Here is a 16,293-nt window from a genome sequence, read left to right on the forward strand (position 1 = left end):
TCGACGTGGGCCGTCTCAGGTGCGGACCCGAGGGTCGAGCGCCGCGTAGACGAGGTCGGAGAGCAGTCCCGCGATCAGGACGATGCCGGCGGTGAAGATCGCCACGGCGGCGACCGCGTTGACGTCGTTGCTGGTGATGGAGTCGACCAGCCACTCCCCCATGCCGTGCCACCCGTAGATCTCCTCGGTGAAGGTGGCGCCGGTGAACAGCAGCACGACGTTGTAGACCACCAGCGGCATCACGGGGATGACCGCGGTGCGCAGTCCGTGCCGCAGGACCGCCTGACGCCGCCGGAGCCCCTTGGCGCGGGCCGTCCGCAGGAAGTCGCTGCCCAGGACGTCGAGCATCGTGCTGCGCTGGTAGCGGCTGAAGAACGGGATCTGGGCGAGCAGCAGTGTCAGGGTCGGCAGCACGAGGTGTTCGAGGTTGTTGAGGACGACCGGGAGGGTGCCGTGCACCTTCGGGTCGTACATCCCGATGTACTGCACCAGCGGCCCGTCGCCCGCGGTGTCCAGGGTCCGCAGTCCGACCGCGATCACCACGACCGGGGTGGCCAGCAGGACGTAGGAGACGATCGTCGACACCCGGTCGGAGGGCCGGTACTGCCGCAGTGCGTTCCAGGCGCCGACCGCGACGCCGCCGACGGCCCCCAGGACGGTCGCGACGAAGAGGAGCTCGGTGCTGACCAGGACGCGGCGGCCCAGCTCGGTGTTGACCGATGCGCCGTCGTAGGTCCTGCCGAAATCGCCGTGCAGCACGATCCCGGTCAGCCAGCGCCAATACCGGAGGTACACGGGCGTGTGCGGGTCGAGGTTGTAGGCGTGCAGGATCGCGTAGATCGAGTGCAGGGGCGGCCGGGGATTCTTCGACAGGTAGTTGATGTCGGGGTGGAGGGTGAAGGATGCGAGAAAGTACGTCGCGCTGGCCGCGATGAACACCAGGATTGCGTAGTTGCCGAGGCGGCGCAGTAGGTAACGGCCCAACGTGCTTTCTCCTTCGCGTGGCACGCCCTGTGACCAGGGCCGCACCGGCTCCTACGGGGGCGTGACCCGGGTTCGGCAGCGCCACCCGGATGTCGCCGTATCGGAGCGGGGAAACAATGGAGCGTCGCGGTGGGACGGCTCGGGAAATATCCTCCTGCCACCCGCGTCCATATGAGGCAATACGCGCACAAAGAATTGGCAATACGCATTGCGGGACGGAATTCCGGGAAAAGGGTTCCGAGTCGGGTGGAATTCTCTCTATGACGTGCGCCACTTTATGTGATGTTGATATCGGCGATGCGGGCGCCGTTCCGGGCAGCACGAAGGGCGGGCGCGGAGTCGGCTCCGCGCCCGCCCCTGGGGGTGCTCCCGCGTCAGTCCACCGCGAGGGTGAAGACGTGGAGGTCCGTGTTCTCCGGGAGCTTCACGCTCGTGATGGTCTTGCCGTCCGGTGCCGGGAAGGGCTTGGTGGCGAAGACGTACGTGGCCACCGGGTCCTTGTCCGCGCCCGCGACGTTGCGGTAGGCGGTCTTGGCGACGACCTCGTTGCCGAACTTGACGCTGCCTCCGCCACCTCCCACGGTCCAGTCGGTGAAGGACAGGTCGACGGCACCGGTGCTGCCGTCGGTGTAGGTGACCGTCGCCGTCGTCTGCTGGTCGCCGTTGACGGCGCTGCCGACGAACGACAACCGCGAGGCGGGCGTGTCCAGTTCGATGGTCTGGCCGGTCGCCGAGGCGTTGTCGGGGCGGCCGGCGGGGGAATCCGGCCAGGTGAACGCGAGGCCTCCGGTGACCGTGCCCTGCGTCCCGCCGGTGAGGCCGGCCGCAGCGAGCGCCTGACGGGAGTAGCTCCAGCCGCCGCCGTCGTAGTCCGCCTCGTCGTGGTCACCGGCGTCGTCCGAGACGCCCGTGCTGTTGTACGCCGCGATGAGGGAACCGGGAGCGGCCACCGTCAGGGACACCGGCTGCTCGTACGAGGTGTCCCCGTAGCTCACCGCCACCTTGGCGTCGTAGAAGCCCTGCTTGACGTCGCCGGCGGTGGACAGGGTGATCTCCTGGGAGCCGTCCGTGAACTCCCCCTCCGCGGGCGACGCCGTGACGCCGTCGGGCACCTCGACGCGGAAGCGCACCTTCGGTGCGGCGCCGCCGCGCAACGACAGGGCGCGGATGCCGACCTTGGTGCCGCCGCCCGGGGCGATCGTCGCCGTGGTCGGGCCGACGCCGACCTGGTGCGGCTGCTCACCCTCCCGGAACGAGGGCGGTGCGTCGGCCGCGTCCGCTCCCCAGGTGCGGTCCGCGGTACGCGACAAGGTGTAGTCGAGCCTGCCTCCGTCCTCGACGAAGGAGGCGGGCAGCCACGGCCGGTCACTGGCACGTCCGTTGACCTTCAGCGACCGGACGTACGGCGCGTCGGCCGCCGCGCCCGCCGCGCGGATGGAGATGTCGTTCCCGGCCGGGCGGTCGATCTCGATCCGCGGGAACAGCGGGGAGCCCAGGACGAGTTCGGCGCGGGAGGGCACCTGCGGGTACATGCCGAGCGCGGAGAAGACGTACCAGGACGACATCGCGCCGAGGTCGTCGTTGCCGGGGATGCCGCCCGGCTGCGTGGACCACAGGGCGCCCATCGCGGCCCGCACGGTCTCCTGCGTCTTGTAGGGCGCGCCGGCGTAGGCGTAGAGGTACGGCACGTTGATCGACGGCTCGTTGTCCATCTCCGACTTCTCGCCGCCGCTGCCGGTGAAGGCCCACTTGCCGTCCGCCGTGTGGAAGAACGCGTCCAGCCGGTCGAGGGCCTCGCCGCGGCCGCCCATCGCCGCGAACAGCCCGGCCGGGTCGTGCTGCACCATCCAGGTGTACTGGGCGGCCGTGCCCTCGACGAAGCCGTTGCCGGTGGCCGGGGTGAACCCGGTGACCCAGCTGCCGTCGGCCGCGCGGTTGGCGATGTAACCGCCGCTCGGGTCGGCGGCGAGGTTGAAGTTGTTCTGCCACCACTGGGAGCGCCGGGCGAAGTCGGCGGCGGTGTGCTTCCGGCCGGCGGCCGAGGCGAGCTGCGAGAGGGCGAAGTCGGCGCCCGACATCTCCAGCGTCTCGGCGGCGCCGCCCCAGGCGTTGGAGACGGACGGCATGTAGTGCAGCTTCAGGTACTTGTCTAGGGACGGGCGCTGACCCACGGAGAGGATCGGCTTGCCCACCGGCGACAGGTCGCGCTCCGTCGGCACGGTCGCGGCCTTCACCAGGGAGTCGAGCGCCCCGCGCAGGTCGAAGTCCGTGCCGCCGAAGGCCCGGATCCCGGCGAGGGCGGCCGGTGACGGGTCGCCGTTCATGACGTGCGTGCCGGAGGCGCCGTGCAGCCAGCGGTCCCAGACGCCGCCGTTCTGCTCGGCGAGCTCGTACAGGGACTGGGCGATGTCCGAGCCGGTGCGCGGGCTCAGCAGGGTGAGTAGCTGCACCTGCGAGCGGTAGACGTCCCAGCCGGAGAAGGTGCCGTACTGCGCCTGGTGGCCGCGGGCCACCGTGTGGACCTCGCCGTCGCTGCCGCGGTATCTGCGGTCGGTGTCGCTGATGACGTTGGGGTGGATCAGCGCGTGGTAGAGGGCGGTGTAGAAGGTGCTGCGCTCGGCGTCCGTGCCACCGCCCACCTTGATCGCGCCCAGCCGGTCGCGCCAGGCGCGACCGGCCGCGTCCCGTACCGAGTCGAAGGAGCGGTGCCGCGGGTTCTCGGCGGCGAGGTTGGCCTCGGCGCCTGCCTGGCTCACGTACGAGATGCCGACCTTGACGTTCACCGGTCCGCTGCCGGGCGCGAACTCCACCCAGCCGCCGGCGCCCTTGCCCGCGACCGGCGTCCCGCCGTGGGAGAAGCCTCCCGTGCCGCCCGAGGCGGTGGTGGAGCCGGGGGTCACCTTGTCGTCCTGCCAGGTGCCGGTCGCCTTGAAGGAACGGTCGAAGCGGGCGGTGAAGTAGAGGGTGTAGTAGGAGCGCCGGCCCTCCGGGTCGAGGTAGCCGCAGAAGTTCCCGGAGGTGACCGAGCCGGAGACGGTACGGGCCTGCGGGTCGATGATCACGGTGGAGTCCGTGGACCCGACCTCGGAGTTGGCGGTGCGGATCAGCATCGAGGCGGGCTTGTCCGCGGGGAAGGTGAAGCGGCCGGAGCCGGTGCGCGCGGTGGCCGTCATGTCCGCCGTCACGCCGGAGGACAGGCCCACCTTGTAGCGGCCCGGCTCGGCGGTCTCGTCGGCGTGCTTGAAGTCCGCGGCGTACACCGCGTCCTTGGTGTCCGCCGCGGGCGAGGTGGTGACCTCTCCGGCGTACGGGAGGAACGGGATGTCGCCGCTGCCGCCCGCGCAGCCGGTGCCCGACATGTGGGTGAGGCTGAAGCCCCGGATGCGGGTCGCGTCGTAGTGGTAACCACCGGGCGCCGTGGTGCGGGTGGCGTCACCGCGGGTGGTCTCGGGGCTCCAGGACAGCATGCCGAGGGGGACGACGGCGCCGGGGAAGACGTTGCCGCCGTTCTTGGTGCCGATCAGGGGGTCGACGTAGGCGGTGGGGTCCTGTACGAGATCGGGTGGCGGCGCGGCGGGCGCCGCGAGGGCGGGAGTGGCACCGCCGACCGCCAGGACGGCGGCCAGCAGAACGGACGTCGTACGCAAACGCATGACGCGGCCCTTCTTCTCTCGGACGGGTCGCGCGCCACGGGTCACACAAGCCGCGGGGACAGTAGCGTGCCCCACGGGTGCGCGGGAAGACCCCCTCGGGTGCACGTCAACTCCCTTGACATCGTTGCCTTCTCAGCCGGTATAGTCATGCCCAGCTCAAATGACAACGTTGTCGCGCACCACGGTTCCACAAGCCCCCCACGCCCGGCACCGCTCTCCCCCTCGTCTCCCTGGTCACCCGCCCGCAGGTACCCCACCCCGTCCCAGCCCGACGCCCCCGATCCGGTGCGGTCACGAGCCCTCTCGTGAACGGTCGGGCGGTACCCGCGGGGGCTGACAACGCCGCGGCTGTACGCCGGGCCCGAAGGCTCCGGCGTGCAGCCGCGAGGTGTCACCCGCGCGATCGCCGAAGGCGCACGCGGTCAGAACCAGTGCAGGCAGTGCGGGGAGCGCTCCGCGCGGAAGAGGGCGTCGGCGAGGGTCGCCGCGTCCGGGCGGTGGGCCCGGACGTGTCCGGCACGCACGAGCGTGCTCGGAGTGGTGCCGCCGAGGTAGACCGAGCCCAGGTCGCTCACGTCCAGGGACAGGTCGGGTTCCCGCTCCGTCGGGACGCACTCGGCCTTGTTGTCCCGGACGGTCAGCAGGTAGCGGTCGTGCTCGCCCAGGAACGGGTCGTCGACGTCGAGGACGAGCTCGCCGTCCGTGGACCAGCCGCGCGAGGTCAGTGCACGCGGGACGTCCAGCAGCCGCACCCAGAGCCAGTCGGTGTGGTTGCCCGCCTGTCCGGCGCGGAAATCCGCGAACTGCCAGCGCAGCGGATGCTCGGGCGGGACGTGCTTGAACACGACCTGAGCCACCAGGTCGTGCCCGAGCACGAACCGGGCCAGGGCCGTGAAGGCGGCGTCGTCGGTGGCGATGGTCTCGTCGACCGTCAAGGTGTCGGGCTCGCCGAGGGAGTAGCTGGCGTACCCGTCGGGCACGCCGTCGGCGTCGCGGTGGACAGCGACGTAGCGCGGTGCCGGGGAGACCGGGGGCTGCCCCGCCCCCAGGGCCCACCAGCGGTGCGGCCGGGACAGCGCGCCGGGCTGTGCGCGGCGGTACCGGTCGTAGACCGCTTCCAGGATCTCCCCGCACTCGGCACGCCGCAGCACCTCGACCGAGCCGGTGTCCGGGCCGGCCACCGGGGCGCCGGCCGTTCCGCGCGCCCGGGGGACGGCGAGGGCGGCCTGGTGGCGCGGCACCGTCAGTCGCCCCGTGTAGGTCGCCGGTCCGTAGCCGAACCTGCGGTAGATCAGGGCCTCGGAGGCCAGCAGCACGGAGAGGAACTCCCCGCGGGCCCGCAGCCCGGTGAGCTGATGCCGCATCATCGCGGTGAGCACGCCCTGACGCCGGTGCGAGGGCACGACGCCGACGGCGGTGACGCCGGCGGCCGGGACGAGGACCTCACCTGGCAGGGTGAGCTCGAAGGAGTACGCACCGGCGGTGCCGATCGGCCGTCCGTCCGCCGTCGTGGCGAGCAGGTTGCGGTCCATTTCGAGCGCCGACCACCAGACCCCGCGGCCGTCGGCCGGGGTTTCCGGGAAGCGCCCGAACGCGGCATGGAGCGTGTCGACGAAGACGTCGAGGTCCTGCTCGGTCGTGGAACGGATCTCCATCGCTGCCGCTGCCTCCCCGGGATACCGGCACCACGCGTCGTGGTGACCCGCCACAGTGCAGCGTCGCCCCTCGGCAAGGTCAAGCGAATTACGGCCGGCCCCGGCTCCGGCCCGCTGGAGTGAGGCGTGACGGAGCCCGGGAGCATATCCAGCTGCCCGGGCTCCTGAGATGCCACCCAATTGCGCACGCCGGCGGCGTTTAAGAGTCGCGGATCATTCTGAGATCGACGTGTTCTACCTTTGAACTACCGCGCCACGGAAGAGGCGCAGAGGGGAGTTGAACCCCCATCCGTCGATGATCGTCCGCGCTCGGTCGATCCGGCGTTCGGCGGCGAATGCTGAGACTGGAGCGAGAGTCTGAGATTGACGGGGCTGCCTCTACCGGTTGGGCCACCCCGGCCCGGTGTGCCGGGGGAGGGATTCGAACCCCCACTGATACCCCTGGTCAGCTTCAACATCAGTTTCAGCTTGCGCTCTCGGCGCACCCCCCGCTCTCACGAGGGGCGTTGATGGGGCTACCCGAACAGGTAGCCGAAGACCGCCTCCCCCACGCGCTGGTCGGTGACGTCCGCACCGTTGGCCTCCTCGCGGGCGAACTTCACGGCCTGCTGCAGCTTCTCGACCCTGGCGAGCAGTTCGTTCACGCGCCGCGCCGGCAGCGCGCCGGAGAACTTCACGGTCGTCCAGTACCCCACGGGCACGTCCTCGTAGTACACCTCGACCTGGGCCGGGTGCTTCTCCGTGGCCTCGGCCTTCACGTGGTTGCGCGGGACCTTCTTCGTGCGGATCGTCCGCACCGGGTCGGTCTTCCAGCAGTCCGTCGACGGGTCGGGGTTCCACGACTCGGACGCGTCCAGGACCGGCAGCTTGCGCACGAACGTGTGCAGGTCGGTGAGCTGCTTCTCCAGGAAGAGCAGGTACGGGACGGGGACCTGTGCGAGCAGCACCCTCCCGTCCACCACCACGTCGGCGGCCGCGGTCCGGTTGGCCCAGTCCTTGGTCGCCGTCACGTCGAAGAGCCGCGTCAGGGTGTCCCCGACCTCGTGCAGGACGTCCTCCGCCTTCACCTGGACCCGGGTGGACTCCGGGGGCAGTTGCTCGCCCTCCTCGTCCTTCGGCTGGTACGTCCGCGAGATCCCGGCGAGCAACGCGGGCTTCTGGACGTCGTGATGGGCCTGGGTCAATTCCTGGAGGGACTTGGACTTGACGCCCTTTTCCACGGCGATGATCTGATTGAGCTTCGGCACGTCAGCGAAATTAGCAGCGCCCGCCCGTACACACACCCGATTTCTCGGGCGCACCGTGACGCACCGGTATCGTCGCCGTATGCCCGAGCTGATCGCGCCCACCACCCGTCTGCATTCCGCCTGGCTCGAGGCGCGGGACGAATGGGGTCCCGGCCCGCACGAGGACGGCTTCGGCCTGGAGCCGTCCGACGAGGTCGGCTCGCCGGACGGGTTCGCGGCCTGGGTGACGACGCTGGCCGGGCAGTCGGGGCCGGAGGCGGTGGAGGCGGGCCGCGGCTGCTGGTACCGGTGGATCGTCGAGGGCGACCGGGTCCACGGGGGCATCGCCCTGCGGCAGGGGCCCGGCGACTTCGTGCTGCGGTTCGGTCACATCGGCTACGGCATCCGGCCCTCCTCGCGCCGCCGTGGCCTGGCCACCTGGGCCCTCGGCCGGATGCTCCACGAGGCGCGCGGGCTCGGACTGGACCGGGAGCTGATCGTCTGCGAGGCGGCGAACACCGCCTCCGCCAGGACGATCGAGCGCAACGGCGGGGTGCTCGAGGGCGTCGAGGAGGCCGGGCCGGGTGGCGCCGTGCGACGCTACGGGATCACGATCGCCTGACGCGGTTCAGGGGTGCAGCGCCCGCTGCAGGGCCTCGACGGCCAGCGTGCGGGCGACGACGGTCGCCTTGGAGTCCCAGAGGCTGTCGAGCATGAGGAAGTCGTGGACCATGCCGAGCACCGGCACCGCGGTGACGTCCACGCCCGCCTCGCGCAGCTTGGCGGCGTAGGCCTCGCCCGCGTCGCGCAGTACGTCGGCCTCGTCGGCCGGGTCGACTTCTCGGGGGAATTCTGGCGGTTGAGCGACGCGGCGATGGAGCCGAAACCGTTCCAGAAGCCCTTTCCCCTGGTGTGGTTCGGCGGCAGCGGGCGCACCGCGCTGCGCCGCGCCGTGATGAGTCCGGGGCTCTTCACCGGCTTCTTCGGCGCGGGTCAGGTCCGGACGGAGAAGTTCGCCGAGCAGGTCGCGATCGTGCGGCAGGCGCTGGCCGAGAGTGGCAGGACGGCGGACGGCTTCGGGATCGCCAAGCGCGTCTACATCGCGGTGGACGACGACTCCCGGCGCGCCCGCGCCCGGATCGACGCCGAACTGGCGGCGCTGTACATGCGCAAGTCACCCGAGATCGAGGCCGCCGCGATCGCGGGGACGCCCGCGGAGTGCGTCCGGGCGCTGCGTGAGGTCGTCGCCGCCGGTGCGGAGCTCATCCTGTTCACGCCCCTGTTCGCGCAGGCCGAGCACGCCGATCGCCTGGCCGCCGAGGTCCTGCCGGAGCTCGGCTGACGCACCCGCCGTGGCGGGTCCCCGGCTGCGGACCGAGCGCGGCCCGGCCGCAGGCCACGAGCCTGATCTGCCGGACCGGGCTCTGCGACGTCCGGAGGGCTGAGGCGGCGATCCGCGCCGCTTCCTCCGATGGCTGGTCGTGGACGCCGGTGGCGATCGAGGGGAACGCGATGCTCGTGGCCCCCAGCTCGTCCGCGCCCTGCGGGCAACGCCGGTAGGAGGAGGCGAGGATGTCGGCCTCTCCGTCGTCGCCGCCTCCCCCGCCGATCAGCGACTCGTCCGCCGCCGTCACGACGGCATCGGTGGGCGAGTCAGGCGTACATGGCGCTCCGTTCGAGCGGAGCCCCCGCTCGTTTGTGTGTTCGTCGATTGCTGTAGGGTCCAAGGCCATTGATCGTTGTACAAATCTTTACCGCTCGAAGGGGAACTTTTCATGCACATCCGTCGTCTTGTGGCGATCACCGCTGCGACCGGCACGCTCGCGCTCGGTCTCGCGGCCTGTGGTGACGCCACGAAGGAGGCGCCGAAGTCCGCGTCGACGCAGGGCTCCGCCAAGCCGGTGGAGAAGAAGGTCTCCCCCGTCGAAGCCGTGCGGAACGCCACCAAGGCGGTGGAGAAGCAGGCATCCGCGAAGGTCGCCGTCGACTCCGTCGACCCTGCGGACGGCAACACCAAGGCCGAGGGCACGCTGAGCTGGAAGAAGGGCTCCGAGGGGGCCGAGCTGAGCATGGACGCCGGTTCCGACGCCGACATGAAGGACATGGCCGGTCCGGACGGCAAGGTGCACATGACGATGGCGGACGGCAGCGTGTTCCTCCCGGTCGAGGGGGAGATGGCCGAGGCCGCGGGCGGCAAGAAGTGGCTGAAGCTCGACGGCTCCTCCGCGGAGGACAACCCGGCCAAGGACCTGCCGCACGGCCCCGCCGCGGCCCTTGCCGCGCTGTCCACCGCGGCGGACCTCGCCGCGGCCGGCGAGGAGCAGGTGGCCGGCGCCGAGGCGACCCACTACACGGGCACCGTGGACATCAAGAAGCTCGCCGCCGACACCTCCGTCCTGGAGCTCATCACAAAGGACGAGCGCGACGCCTACATCGAGGAACTGCACTCCACCGGCCTCAAGAACACCGTCAAGATCGAGGCGTGGATCAGCGCCGACGACCTCGCGGTCAAGACCGTGGAGTCCGGTAAGACCGCGAAGGGCCCGGCCAAGCTGACCATCGCGTACTCCGGCTACGGCCAGACCTCCGCCATCAAGGCGCCTCCGGCCAAGGACGTCACCACGTTCGCCGAGATGATCCAGAACGCCGCCCAGGGCTGACGTCAACCCGTCGGTGGGTGCGCCGCGACCACACGCACCCACCGACGGAGTGGGCCCGGTCGCCGGCGCGGACCGCTTCGTACGAGCGGCGACCCCGGGAGCCGGTAGCCGGGGGCGGCCCGGGCAGCCCGTACCCTGAGGGGGCGATGAACCTCTTCAGCACGCCGTGGGGCGCACTCGAACTGACCCGATTCCCCGCGGAGCCGCGGGAGACGCTGCGGGCGTGGGACGCCGCGGACGACTACCTGGTGCGGCACCTCGCGGAGAACGGGACGGACCTGACGGGCACGACCGTCGTCCTGGGGGACCGCTGGGGGGCACTGGCGACGGCGCTGGCGGCGCACCGCCCCACGCAGATCACGGACTCCCATCTCGGGCAGCAGGCCACGCGGGCGAACCTGCGGCGCAACGCGCCGGACGCCGAGGTGCGGATGCTGACGACCCGCGACGAGCCTCCGGCGCGCATCGACGTGCTGCTCGTCCGGGTGCCCAAGAGCCTCGCGCTGCTGGAGGACCAGCTGCACCGGCTGGCCCCGGCACTGCACCCCGGCACCGTCGTCCTGGGCGCGGGCATGGTCACCGAGATCCACACGTCCACGCTGCGTCTCTTCGAGCGGATCATCGGGCCGACCCGCACCTCGCTGGCGGTGCGCAAGGCGCGGCTGATCTTCAGCACCCCCGATCCGGCGGCGGCCCCCCGGGCGAACCCGTGGCCTCTGCGGTACCCGCTGCCCGACGGCATCGGACCGCTGTCCGGCCGCACCGTCACCAACCACGCGGGCGTGTTCTGCGCCGACCACCTCGACATCGGCACGCGTTTCCTGCTCGAGCACCTGCCGGACCGCAAGGGCCCGGACCGTGTGGTCGACCTGGGCTGCGGCAACGGCGTGGTCGGGACCGCGGTGGCGCTGGCGAATCCCGACAGCGACGTGCTGTTCGTGGACGAGTCGCACCAGGCCGTCGCCTCCGCCGAGGAGACCTTCCACGACAACGTGGGCCCCGGGGGCAAGGCCCGGTTCCTGGTCGGGGACGCCGCCGACGCCGTGGCCGCCGTCCGCCCCGACGGCGCCGACCTCGTCCTCAACAACCCGCCGTTCCACTCCCACCAGGCGGTCACCGCCGCGACCGCCCACCGCATGTTCGTCACCGCCCGGTCCGCGCTGCGGCCCGGCGGCGAGCTGCTGGTCATCGGGAACCGGCATCTGGGCTACCACGTGCGCCTGCGGCGGCTCTTCGGGAACTGCGAGGTCGTCGCGTCGAACCCGAAGTTCGTGGTCCTGCGGGCCGTCAAGCGCTGAAGCCGGGCCGCCGGGGTCTTGAGGTCGCGTGGACCGGGCAGGCGATCCTCATGGTGGACGAGGCGTACGGTGGCGGACCGGAGGCGGGCGGACACCGTGCGGTGCCGCACACCGCCGATGTGCGGATCGAGGCGTGGGGGCCCACCAGGGAGCAGTGCCTTGTCGAGGCGGTGCTGGGCCTGGTCGAGTGCTTCGCGGACACCGCCGGGGTGCGGCCGGTGTGCGTGCGGCGGATACCGGTCGCCGACGCCGCCGACGACGACCTGCTGGCGGACCTGCTGGACGAGGTCATCTTCCGGCTCGAGGTGCACGGGGAGGTGCCCGTCGACGTCGAGGCGGAGTCGGACGCCGACGGGCTGGACGTACGTATGGCGATGGCCGACGTGGGGTCGGTCGAGGTCACCGGTGCGGTGCCGAAGGCGGTCTCGCTCAACGAACTCCACCTGGCGCCCGGCCCGTACGGATGGACCTGCGCGGCGACGGTCGACGTCTGAAAGAGGGCGACGGACGTCCGAATGGCGGCGGTCCGCGGCGGGCCTACCCCTTCACCACGCCCAGGGGCACCAGGCGGACGACCTTGCGGCACAGCCCGGCGCCCTCGCTCGCCTCCACCACCGCCGAGACGTCCTTGTACGCCTCGGGCGTCTCCTCGGCGAGGCCGCGCCAGGACGAGGCGCGGACCGCGATCCCGCGGGCCTCCAGCCGGGCCCGCAGCTCCCTGCCGCTGACGCCCCGCGCGGCCTGGTGCCGGCTCTTCTCCCGGCCCGCCCCGTGGCAGGTCGAGTGGAAGGCGTCGCCACGGGGAACGCCGGTGAGGACGTACGAGCAGGTGCCCATGGTGCCGGGGATGAGCACCGGCTGGCCGGCGCCGCGCAGGTCGGCGGGAAGGTCCGGGTGACCGGGCGGGAGCGCCCGGGTGGCGCCCTTGCGGTGGACGCAGAGGGTGCACCGCCTGCCCTCCACGTCGTGCTCCTCGATCTTCGCCAGGTTGTGGGAGACGTCGTAGACGAGGGTCAGACGGACCCCCGCCTCGCGGCGGAAGACGCGGCGGGACAGCTCGCCGAGGAGTTGGCGGTTGGCCCGGGCGTAGTTGGCCGCGGCCGCCATCGCGCCGAGGTAGGCGCGGCCCTCGGGCGAGTCCACGGGGACGCAGGCGAGCTGCCGGTCGGGGACCTCGATGCCGTACCGCCGCATGGTCCGGTCCATGGCCCGCACGTGGTCGGAGCAGATCTGGTGCCCCAGTCCCCGGGAACCGCAGTGGATCATCACACAGACCTGGCCGAGCGCGAGGCCGAAGGCGGCGGCGACCGCTGCGTCGTACACCTCGGCGACCTCCTGCACCTCGAGGAAGTGGTTGCCCGAGCCGAGGCTGCCGACCTGCCCGAGGCCGCGTTCCCTGGCGCGTGCGCTCACCTGTCCGGGGTCGGCGTCGGCCACGGTGCCCTCGTCCTCGCACCGCCGCAGGTCGCCGTCCTCGCCGTGGCCCTCCTCCACGGCGTAGCGGGACCCACCCGTCAGCACGCGTTCCAGCCGGCGGTCGCTGCCCAGGTGCCAGACGGCTCCGGTGACGGCGCCGCGGGGTGTGTCCTGGCCCAGTCCGTCCATGATCGCGGGCAGGGCGGGTCCGACCGTCCGCCGGTCGCAGTCGGCCGCCAGCAGGCGCACGCCGCAGGAGATGTCGAAGCCCACCCCGCCCGGGGAGACCACGCCGCCGTCGTCGACGTCGGTGGCGGCCACGCCTCCGATGGGGAAGCCGTAGCCCCAGTGGACGTCGGGCATGGCGTAGGAGGCGCCGACGATGCCCGGCAGCGTCGCCACGTTGACGACCTGCTCCAGGGCCTTCTCGGCATGGCCGATCAGGTCGCGCGAGGCGAACACGACGCCGGGTACGCGCATCAGCGCGCGCGGAGCGATGCGGAAACGGTAGGGGCCCTCTTCCACGACATCCATCACAGCCTCCGGGGCCGGTGGCCGGTCAACGTCCCCCATGTGTCGCGTTGCCACGCGGGACCGCGGTAAACGGAGCCCGGCCGGATCCGGATTCCGGACGTAGCATGAGGAAAAGGGCCGGTGCGCTGTCACAAGCGACGACCCGTAAGGGCGATCCCGGTGCGTCCGCGCCGGGGCACGGTGCCGAATCGGCGCTCCACCGAGGAGCAGCACATGATCCATTCAGCCGATATCCGCGAGTGGCGCGACCGCGACGTCGTCGACCCCAAGGGGCACAAGATCGGCGCGCTGGAGGCGATCTACGTCGACACCGCCACCGACGAGCCGGCGGTGGCCACGGTGCGCACCGGTCTGCCCACGCGGCAGCGACTGGTCTTCGTCCCCCTCGACGAGGCGGTCGTGGGGCCCGGCTACGTCAAGGTCGCCCAGCCCAAGGGGCTGGTGAAGAAGGGTCCGTCCATCGGGACGGACGACGTCCTGCCCGCAGAGCAGGAAGGGGAGATCTTCCAGTACTACGACATGGCCTACCACCCGGGCGCCGGCGGCGAACGCAAACTCGCCCGCCGCTGAACGCCTCACCCCGCCGCGCCAAGGAGGTGTCCCGGCCATGGCGCTCTTCCTGTTCCTGCTTCTGGTGGCCGTGGTCCTCGGACTCATCGGCGTGGTCGCCGAAGGTCTGCTGTACCTGCTGGTCATCGGCATCGTCGTGCTCGTGCTCGACCTGGTGTACGTCGTTGTGAAATGGCGGCGTTCGCGCCGTGGGCTCCTGCGCTGAGACCGGCTGGGGGGGCGCCGGCCACGGGCTGCGTGCCGCCGGAACCCGTGGGGGGGAGCACACTTCCGCGCCCGGGCGGGGTAGCAGACATCAGGTACGCAGAGTCCTCCGCGCGAAGTAGGGAATCCGTCATGACGGACCAGAAAGCCGCCGCCCGCCCGATCGGGCCCGACAGCGACCTGGAACAGGTCTTCGAACTCGCCCAGCAGCTCCGGGTGGACTCGGTGCGGGCCAGCACCGCGGCCGGCTCGGGCCACCCGACGTCCAGCCTGTCCGCCGCCGACCTGATGGCCGTGCTGATGTCACGTCACCTGCGGTACGACTGGCAGCAGCCCGAGAACCCGGCCAACGACCACCTCATCTTCTCCAAGGGACACGCCTCTCCCCTGCTGTACGCGATGTTCCACGCCGCGGGCGCCGTCGACGAGCACGAACTCATGACGACCTACCGCACTTTCGGAGCCCGCCTCCAGGGCCACCCCACCCCCGTCCTGCCCTGGGTGGACGTGGCGACCGGATCGCTGGGCCAGGGCATCGCCTACGGCGTGGGCATCGCCACGGCGGGCCGCGACCTGGAGCACGAGCCGTACCGGGTGTGGGTGTTGTGCGGCGACAGCGAGATGGCCGAGGGCTCGGTCTGGGAGGCCCTGGACAAGGCGGGTCAGCGGCTGCTGCCCAACTTCGTCGCCATCGTCGACGTCAACCGGCTCGGCCAGCGCGGCCCCACCGAACTGCAGTGGGACACCGAGGCGTACGCCCGTCGCGTCGAGGCCTTCGGCTGCCGCGCCCTCGTCGTCGACGGGCACGACCTCCAGGCCGTCGACCGGGCGCTGGCCACCGCGGCGGACGGGCAGGCGCCCACCGTCATCGTCGCCAGGACCGTCAAGGGCCAGGGCGTCCCCGAGGTCGCCGACATCGAGGGCTGGCACGGCAAGCCCCTGCCGCCGGACCTCGCCGAGCACGCCATCGAGGAACTCGGGGGCGTGCGTCACCTGACGGTACGCGGCCCGCGGCCGCCCGAGGCCGCGCCGCGCCCGCCGATGGCCGCGACGACGCCCATGGAACTGCCGCGCTTCCAGCTCGGGGACGAGGTCGCCACCCGGGTCGCCTTCGGCAAGGCGCTCGTCGCCGTCGGCGCCCGCCCCGACGTCGTCGTCCTGGATGCCGAGGTCGGCAACTCCACGCACGCGGAGGACTTCGGCAAGGCCTACCCCGACCGGTACTTCGAGACGTACATCGCCGAGCAGCAGATGATCGCCTCGGCCGTCGGCATGGCCGTGCGCGGCTACCGCCCGTACGCGGCGACCTTCGCGGCCTTCCTCACCCGGGCCCACGACTTCATCCGCATGGCGGCCATCTCGCAGATCTCGATGGCCCTTTCCGGCAGTCACTGCGGCGTGGAGATCGGCGCCGACGGCCCCTCCCAGATGGGCGTGGAGGACCTGTCGATGATGCGCGCGGTCCACGGTTCCACCGTGCTCTACCCCAGTGACGCCACCTCGGCCGCGGCGCTGACGGCGGCCCAGGCCGACCTCGACGGCATCTCCTACCTGCGCACCACCCGCGGGGCCTATCCCGTCCTGTACCGGCCCGACGAGACCTTCCCCGTGGGCGGTTCCAAGACCCTGCGCCAGTCCGGCGACGACCGGGTCACCCTCGTCGGCGCCGGGGTCACCCTGCACGAGTGCCTCGCCGCGGCCGACGCGCTGGCCGCCGACGGCATCACGGCCCGCGTGATCGACCTGTACTCGGTCAAGCCCGTGGACGCCGACGCCCTCGCGCGCGCCGCCCGCGACACCGGCGCCCTCGTCGTCGCCGAGGACCACCACCCCGAGGGCGGCCTGGGCGAGGCCGTCCTGTCCGCCCTCGCCGCGCAGCGCCAGGGCCCGGCCTTCGCCCACCTGGCCGTCCGTGACCTGCCCGGCTCCGGCACCGCGGAGGAACTCCTGGACGCCGCCGGCATCTCCCGCACGCACATCGCCGAGGCGGCCAGGCGTCTGACCTCGGGATGACCCCCGCCTCGACCGGTACGAGCACCGGCGGCCGCCGTCACGGGTGTCGCCGGCCGCCCCCGAAACCGCGCCGGCCCCTC

Annotated in this window: 14 protein-coding genes and 1 pseudogene; 8 read left to right on the plus strand and 7 right to left on the minus strand. The window is 71.8% G+C overall.

Features of this window, described 5'->3' with window-relative positions; translation table 11 throughout:
* Positions 1-15 precede the first annotated feature (15 nt).
* The 4 genes from ABZ312_RS39035 to ABZ312_RS39050 all read right to left on the minus strand — a co-directional run bounded on the left by ABZ312_RS39035 (position 16) and on the right by ABZ312_RS39050 (position 7,539).
* Complete coding sequence (locus ABZ312_RS39035) at positions 16-984, minus strand: ABC transporter permease (RefSeq protein ID WP_499509040.1); 969 nt, start codon at positions 982-984, stop codon at positions 16-18.
* 374 nt (positions 985-1,358) lie between these two features.
* Positions 1,359-4,637, minus strand: a complete 3,279-nt coding sequence (locus tag ABZ312_RS39040; RefSeq protein WP_500439769.1) for a GH92 family glycosyl hydrolase — start codon at positions 4,635-4,637, stop codon at positions 1,359-1,361.
* Between the two features lie 422 nt (positions 4,638-5,059).
* Positions 5,060-6,292, minus strand: coding sequence for a GNAT family N-acetyltransferase (locus tag ABZ312_RS39045; RefSeq protein WP_500327583.1), 1,233 nt, complete (start codon positions 6,290-6,292; stop codon positions 5,060-5,062).
* 515 nt (positions 6,293-6,807) lie between these two features.
* On the minus strand, positions 6,808-7,539 hold the full coding sequence (locus tag ABZ312_RS39050; protein WP_500327585.1) for a DUF7873 family protein: 732 nt from the start codon (positions 7,537-7,539) through the stop codon (positions 6,808-6,810).
* Between the two features lie 79 nt (positions 7,540-7,618).
* Between ABZ312_RS39050 and ABZ312_RS39055 the strand changes: the two genes are divergently transcribed.
* Positions 7,619-8,140 carry a GNAT family N-acetyltransferase gene (locus ABZ312_RS39055; RefSeq protein WP_500439770.1) on the plus strand — a complete coding sequence of 174 codons (522 nt, stop codon included), beginning with the start codon at positions 7,619-7,621 and terminating at the stop codon, positions 8,138-8,140.
* Between the two features lie 6 nt (positions 8,141-8,146).
* Here the strand turns inward: ABZ312_RS39055 and ABZ312_RS39060 are convergent.
* Positions 8,147-8,344, minus strand: a pseudogene (locus tag ABZ312_RS39060) (alpha/beta hydrolase); the annotation flags it as partial.
* Positions 8,345-8,392: 48 nt separating this feature from the next.
* Here ABZ312_RS39060 and ABZ312_RS39065 point away from each other — a divergent pair.
* On the plus strand, positions 8,393-8,860 hold the full coding sequence (locus ABZ312_RS39065) for an LLM class flavin-dependent oxidoreductase (RefSeq protein ID WP_500327699.1): 468 nt from the start codon (positions 8,393-8,395) through the stop codon (positions 8,858-8,860).
* Here ABZ312_RS39065 and ABZ312_RS39070 read toward each other — a convergent pair.
* On the minus strand, positions 8,790-9,251 hold the full coding sequence (locus ABZ312_RS39070) for a macro domain-containing protein (protein WP_500359921.1): 462 nt from the start codon (positions 9,249-9,251) through the stop codon (positions 8,790-8,792). The two genes, ABZ312_RS39065 and ABZ312_RS39070, sit on opposite strands and share 71 nt — an antisense overlap.
* 42 nt (positions 9,252-9,293) lie before the next feature.
* Between ABZ312_RS39070 and ABZ312_RS39075 the strand changes: the two genes are divergently transcribed.
* The 3 genes from ABZ312_RS39075 (at position 9,294) to ABZ312_RS39085 (ending at position 11,970) form a co-directional block, all read left to right on the plus strand.
* Positions 9,294-10,178 (plus strand): SCO4651 family lipoprotein, encoded by an 885-nt coding sequence (locus ABZ312_RS39075; RefSeq protein WP_500327591.1) that lies wholly within the window; start codon positions 9,294-9,296, stop codon positions 10,176-10,178.
* 146 nt (positions 10,179-10,324) lie between these two features.
* Positions 10,325-11,476 (plus strand): methyltransferase, encoded by a 1,152-nt coding sequence (locus ABZ312_RS39080; RefSeq protein WP_500327593.1) that lies wholly within the window; start codon positions 10,325-10,327, stop codon positions 11,474-11,476.
* Between the two features lie 50 nt (positions 11,477-11,526).
* A complete protein-coding gene (locus ABZ312_RS39085) occupies positions 11,527-11,970 on the plus strand; it encodes an archease (RefSeq protein ID WP_500327594.1) in 444 nt (147 codons plus the stop codon).
* A 43-nt stretch (positions 11,971-12,013) separates the two neighbouring features.
* Here ABZ312_RS39085 and ABZ312_RS39090 read toward each other — a convergent pair whose 3' ends face one another.
* Complete coding sequence (locus ABZ312_RS39090; RefSeq protein ID WP_500327595.1) at positions 12,014-13,426, minus strand: RtcB family protein; 1,413 nt, start codon at positions 13,424-13,426, stop codon at positions 12,014-12,016.
* 213 nt (positions 13,427-13,639) lie between these two features.
* Between ABZ312_RS39090 and ABZ312_RS39095 the strand changes: the two genes are divergently transcribed.
* From ABZ312_RS39095 to ABZ312_RS39105, 3 genes are all read left to right on the plus strand, one after another.
* A complete protein-coding gene (locus ABZ312_RS39095) occupies positions 13,640-13,996 on the plus strand; it encodes a PRC-barrel domain-containing protein (RefSeq protein ID WP_500327597.1) in 357 nt (118 codons plus the stop codon).
* Between the two features lie 37 nt (positions 13,997-14,033).
* Complete coding sequence (locus ABZ312_RS39100; RefSeq protein WP_500327598.1) at positions 14,034-14,201, plus strand: hypothetical protein; 168 nt, start codon at positions 14,034-14,036, stop codon at positions 14,199-14,201.
* Positions 14,202-14,332: 131 nt separating this feature from the next.
* A complete protein-coding gene (locus ABZ312_RS39105) occupies positions 14,333-16,213 on the plus strand; it encodes a transketolase (protein ID WP_500327600.1) in 1,881 nt (626 codons plus the stop codon).
* The last annotated feature ends 80 nt before the right edge of the window (positions 16,214-16,293 follow it).

The organism is Streptomyces sp. NPDC006207, assembly GCF_040613835.1.
In the GTDB taxonomy this organism is placed as follows: domain Bacteria; phylum Actinomycetota; class Actinomycetes; order Streptomycetales; family Streptomycetaceae; genus Actinacidiphila.

Coding starts and splice junctions, on each gene's coding strand:
- ABZ312_RS39080 (WP_500327593.1), top strand. CDS start 10,325: ATGAACCTCTTCAGCACGCCGTGGGGCGCACTCGAACTGACCCGATTC.
- ABZ312_RS39100 (WP_500327598.1), top strand. CDS start 14,034: ATGGCGCTCTTCCTGTTCCTGCTTCTGGTGGCCGTGGTCCTCGGACTC.
- ABZ312_RS39055 (WP_500439770.1), top strand. CDS start 7,619: ATGCCCGAGCTGATCGCGCCCACCACCCGTCTGCATTCCGCCTGGCTC.
- ABZ312_RS39090 (WP_500327595.1), bottom strand. CDS start 13,426: ATGGATGTCGTGGAAGAGGGCCCCTACCGTTTCCGCATCGCTCCGCGC.
- ABZ312_RS39085 (WP_500327594.1), top strand. CDS start 11,527: ATGGTGGACGAGGCGTACGGTGGCGGACCGGAGGCGGGCGGACACCGT.
- ABZ312_RS39095 (WP_500327597.1), top strand. CDS start 13,640: ATGATCCATTCAGCCGATATCCGCGAGTGGCGCGACCGCGACGTCGTC.
- ABZ312_RS39070 (WP_500359921.1), bottom strand. CDS start 9,251: ATGGCCTTGGACCCTACAGCAATCGACGAACACACAAACGAGCGGGGG.
- ABZ312_RS39075 (WP_500327591.1), top strand. CDS start 9,294: ATGCACATCCGTCGTCTTGTGGCGATCACCGCTGCGACCGGCACGCTC.
- ABZ312_RS39065 (WP_500327699.1), top strand. CDS start 8,393: ATGGAGCCGAAACCGTTCCAGAAGCCCTTTCCCCTGGTGTGGTTCGGC.
- ABZ312_RS39040 (WP_500439769.1), bottom strand. CDS start 4,637: ATGCGTTTGCGTACGACGTCCGTTCTGCTGGCCGCCGTCCTGGCGGTC.
- ABZ312_RS39105 (WP_500327600.1), top strand. CDS start 14,333: ATGACGGACCAGAAAGCCGCCGCCCGCCCGATCGGGCCCGACAGCGAC.
- ABZ312_RS39045 (WP_500327583.1), bottom strand. CDS start 6,292: ATGGAGATCCGTTCCACGACCGAGCAGGACCTCGACGTCTTCGTCGAC.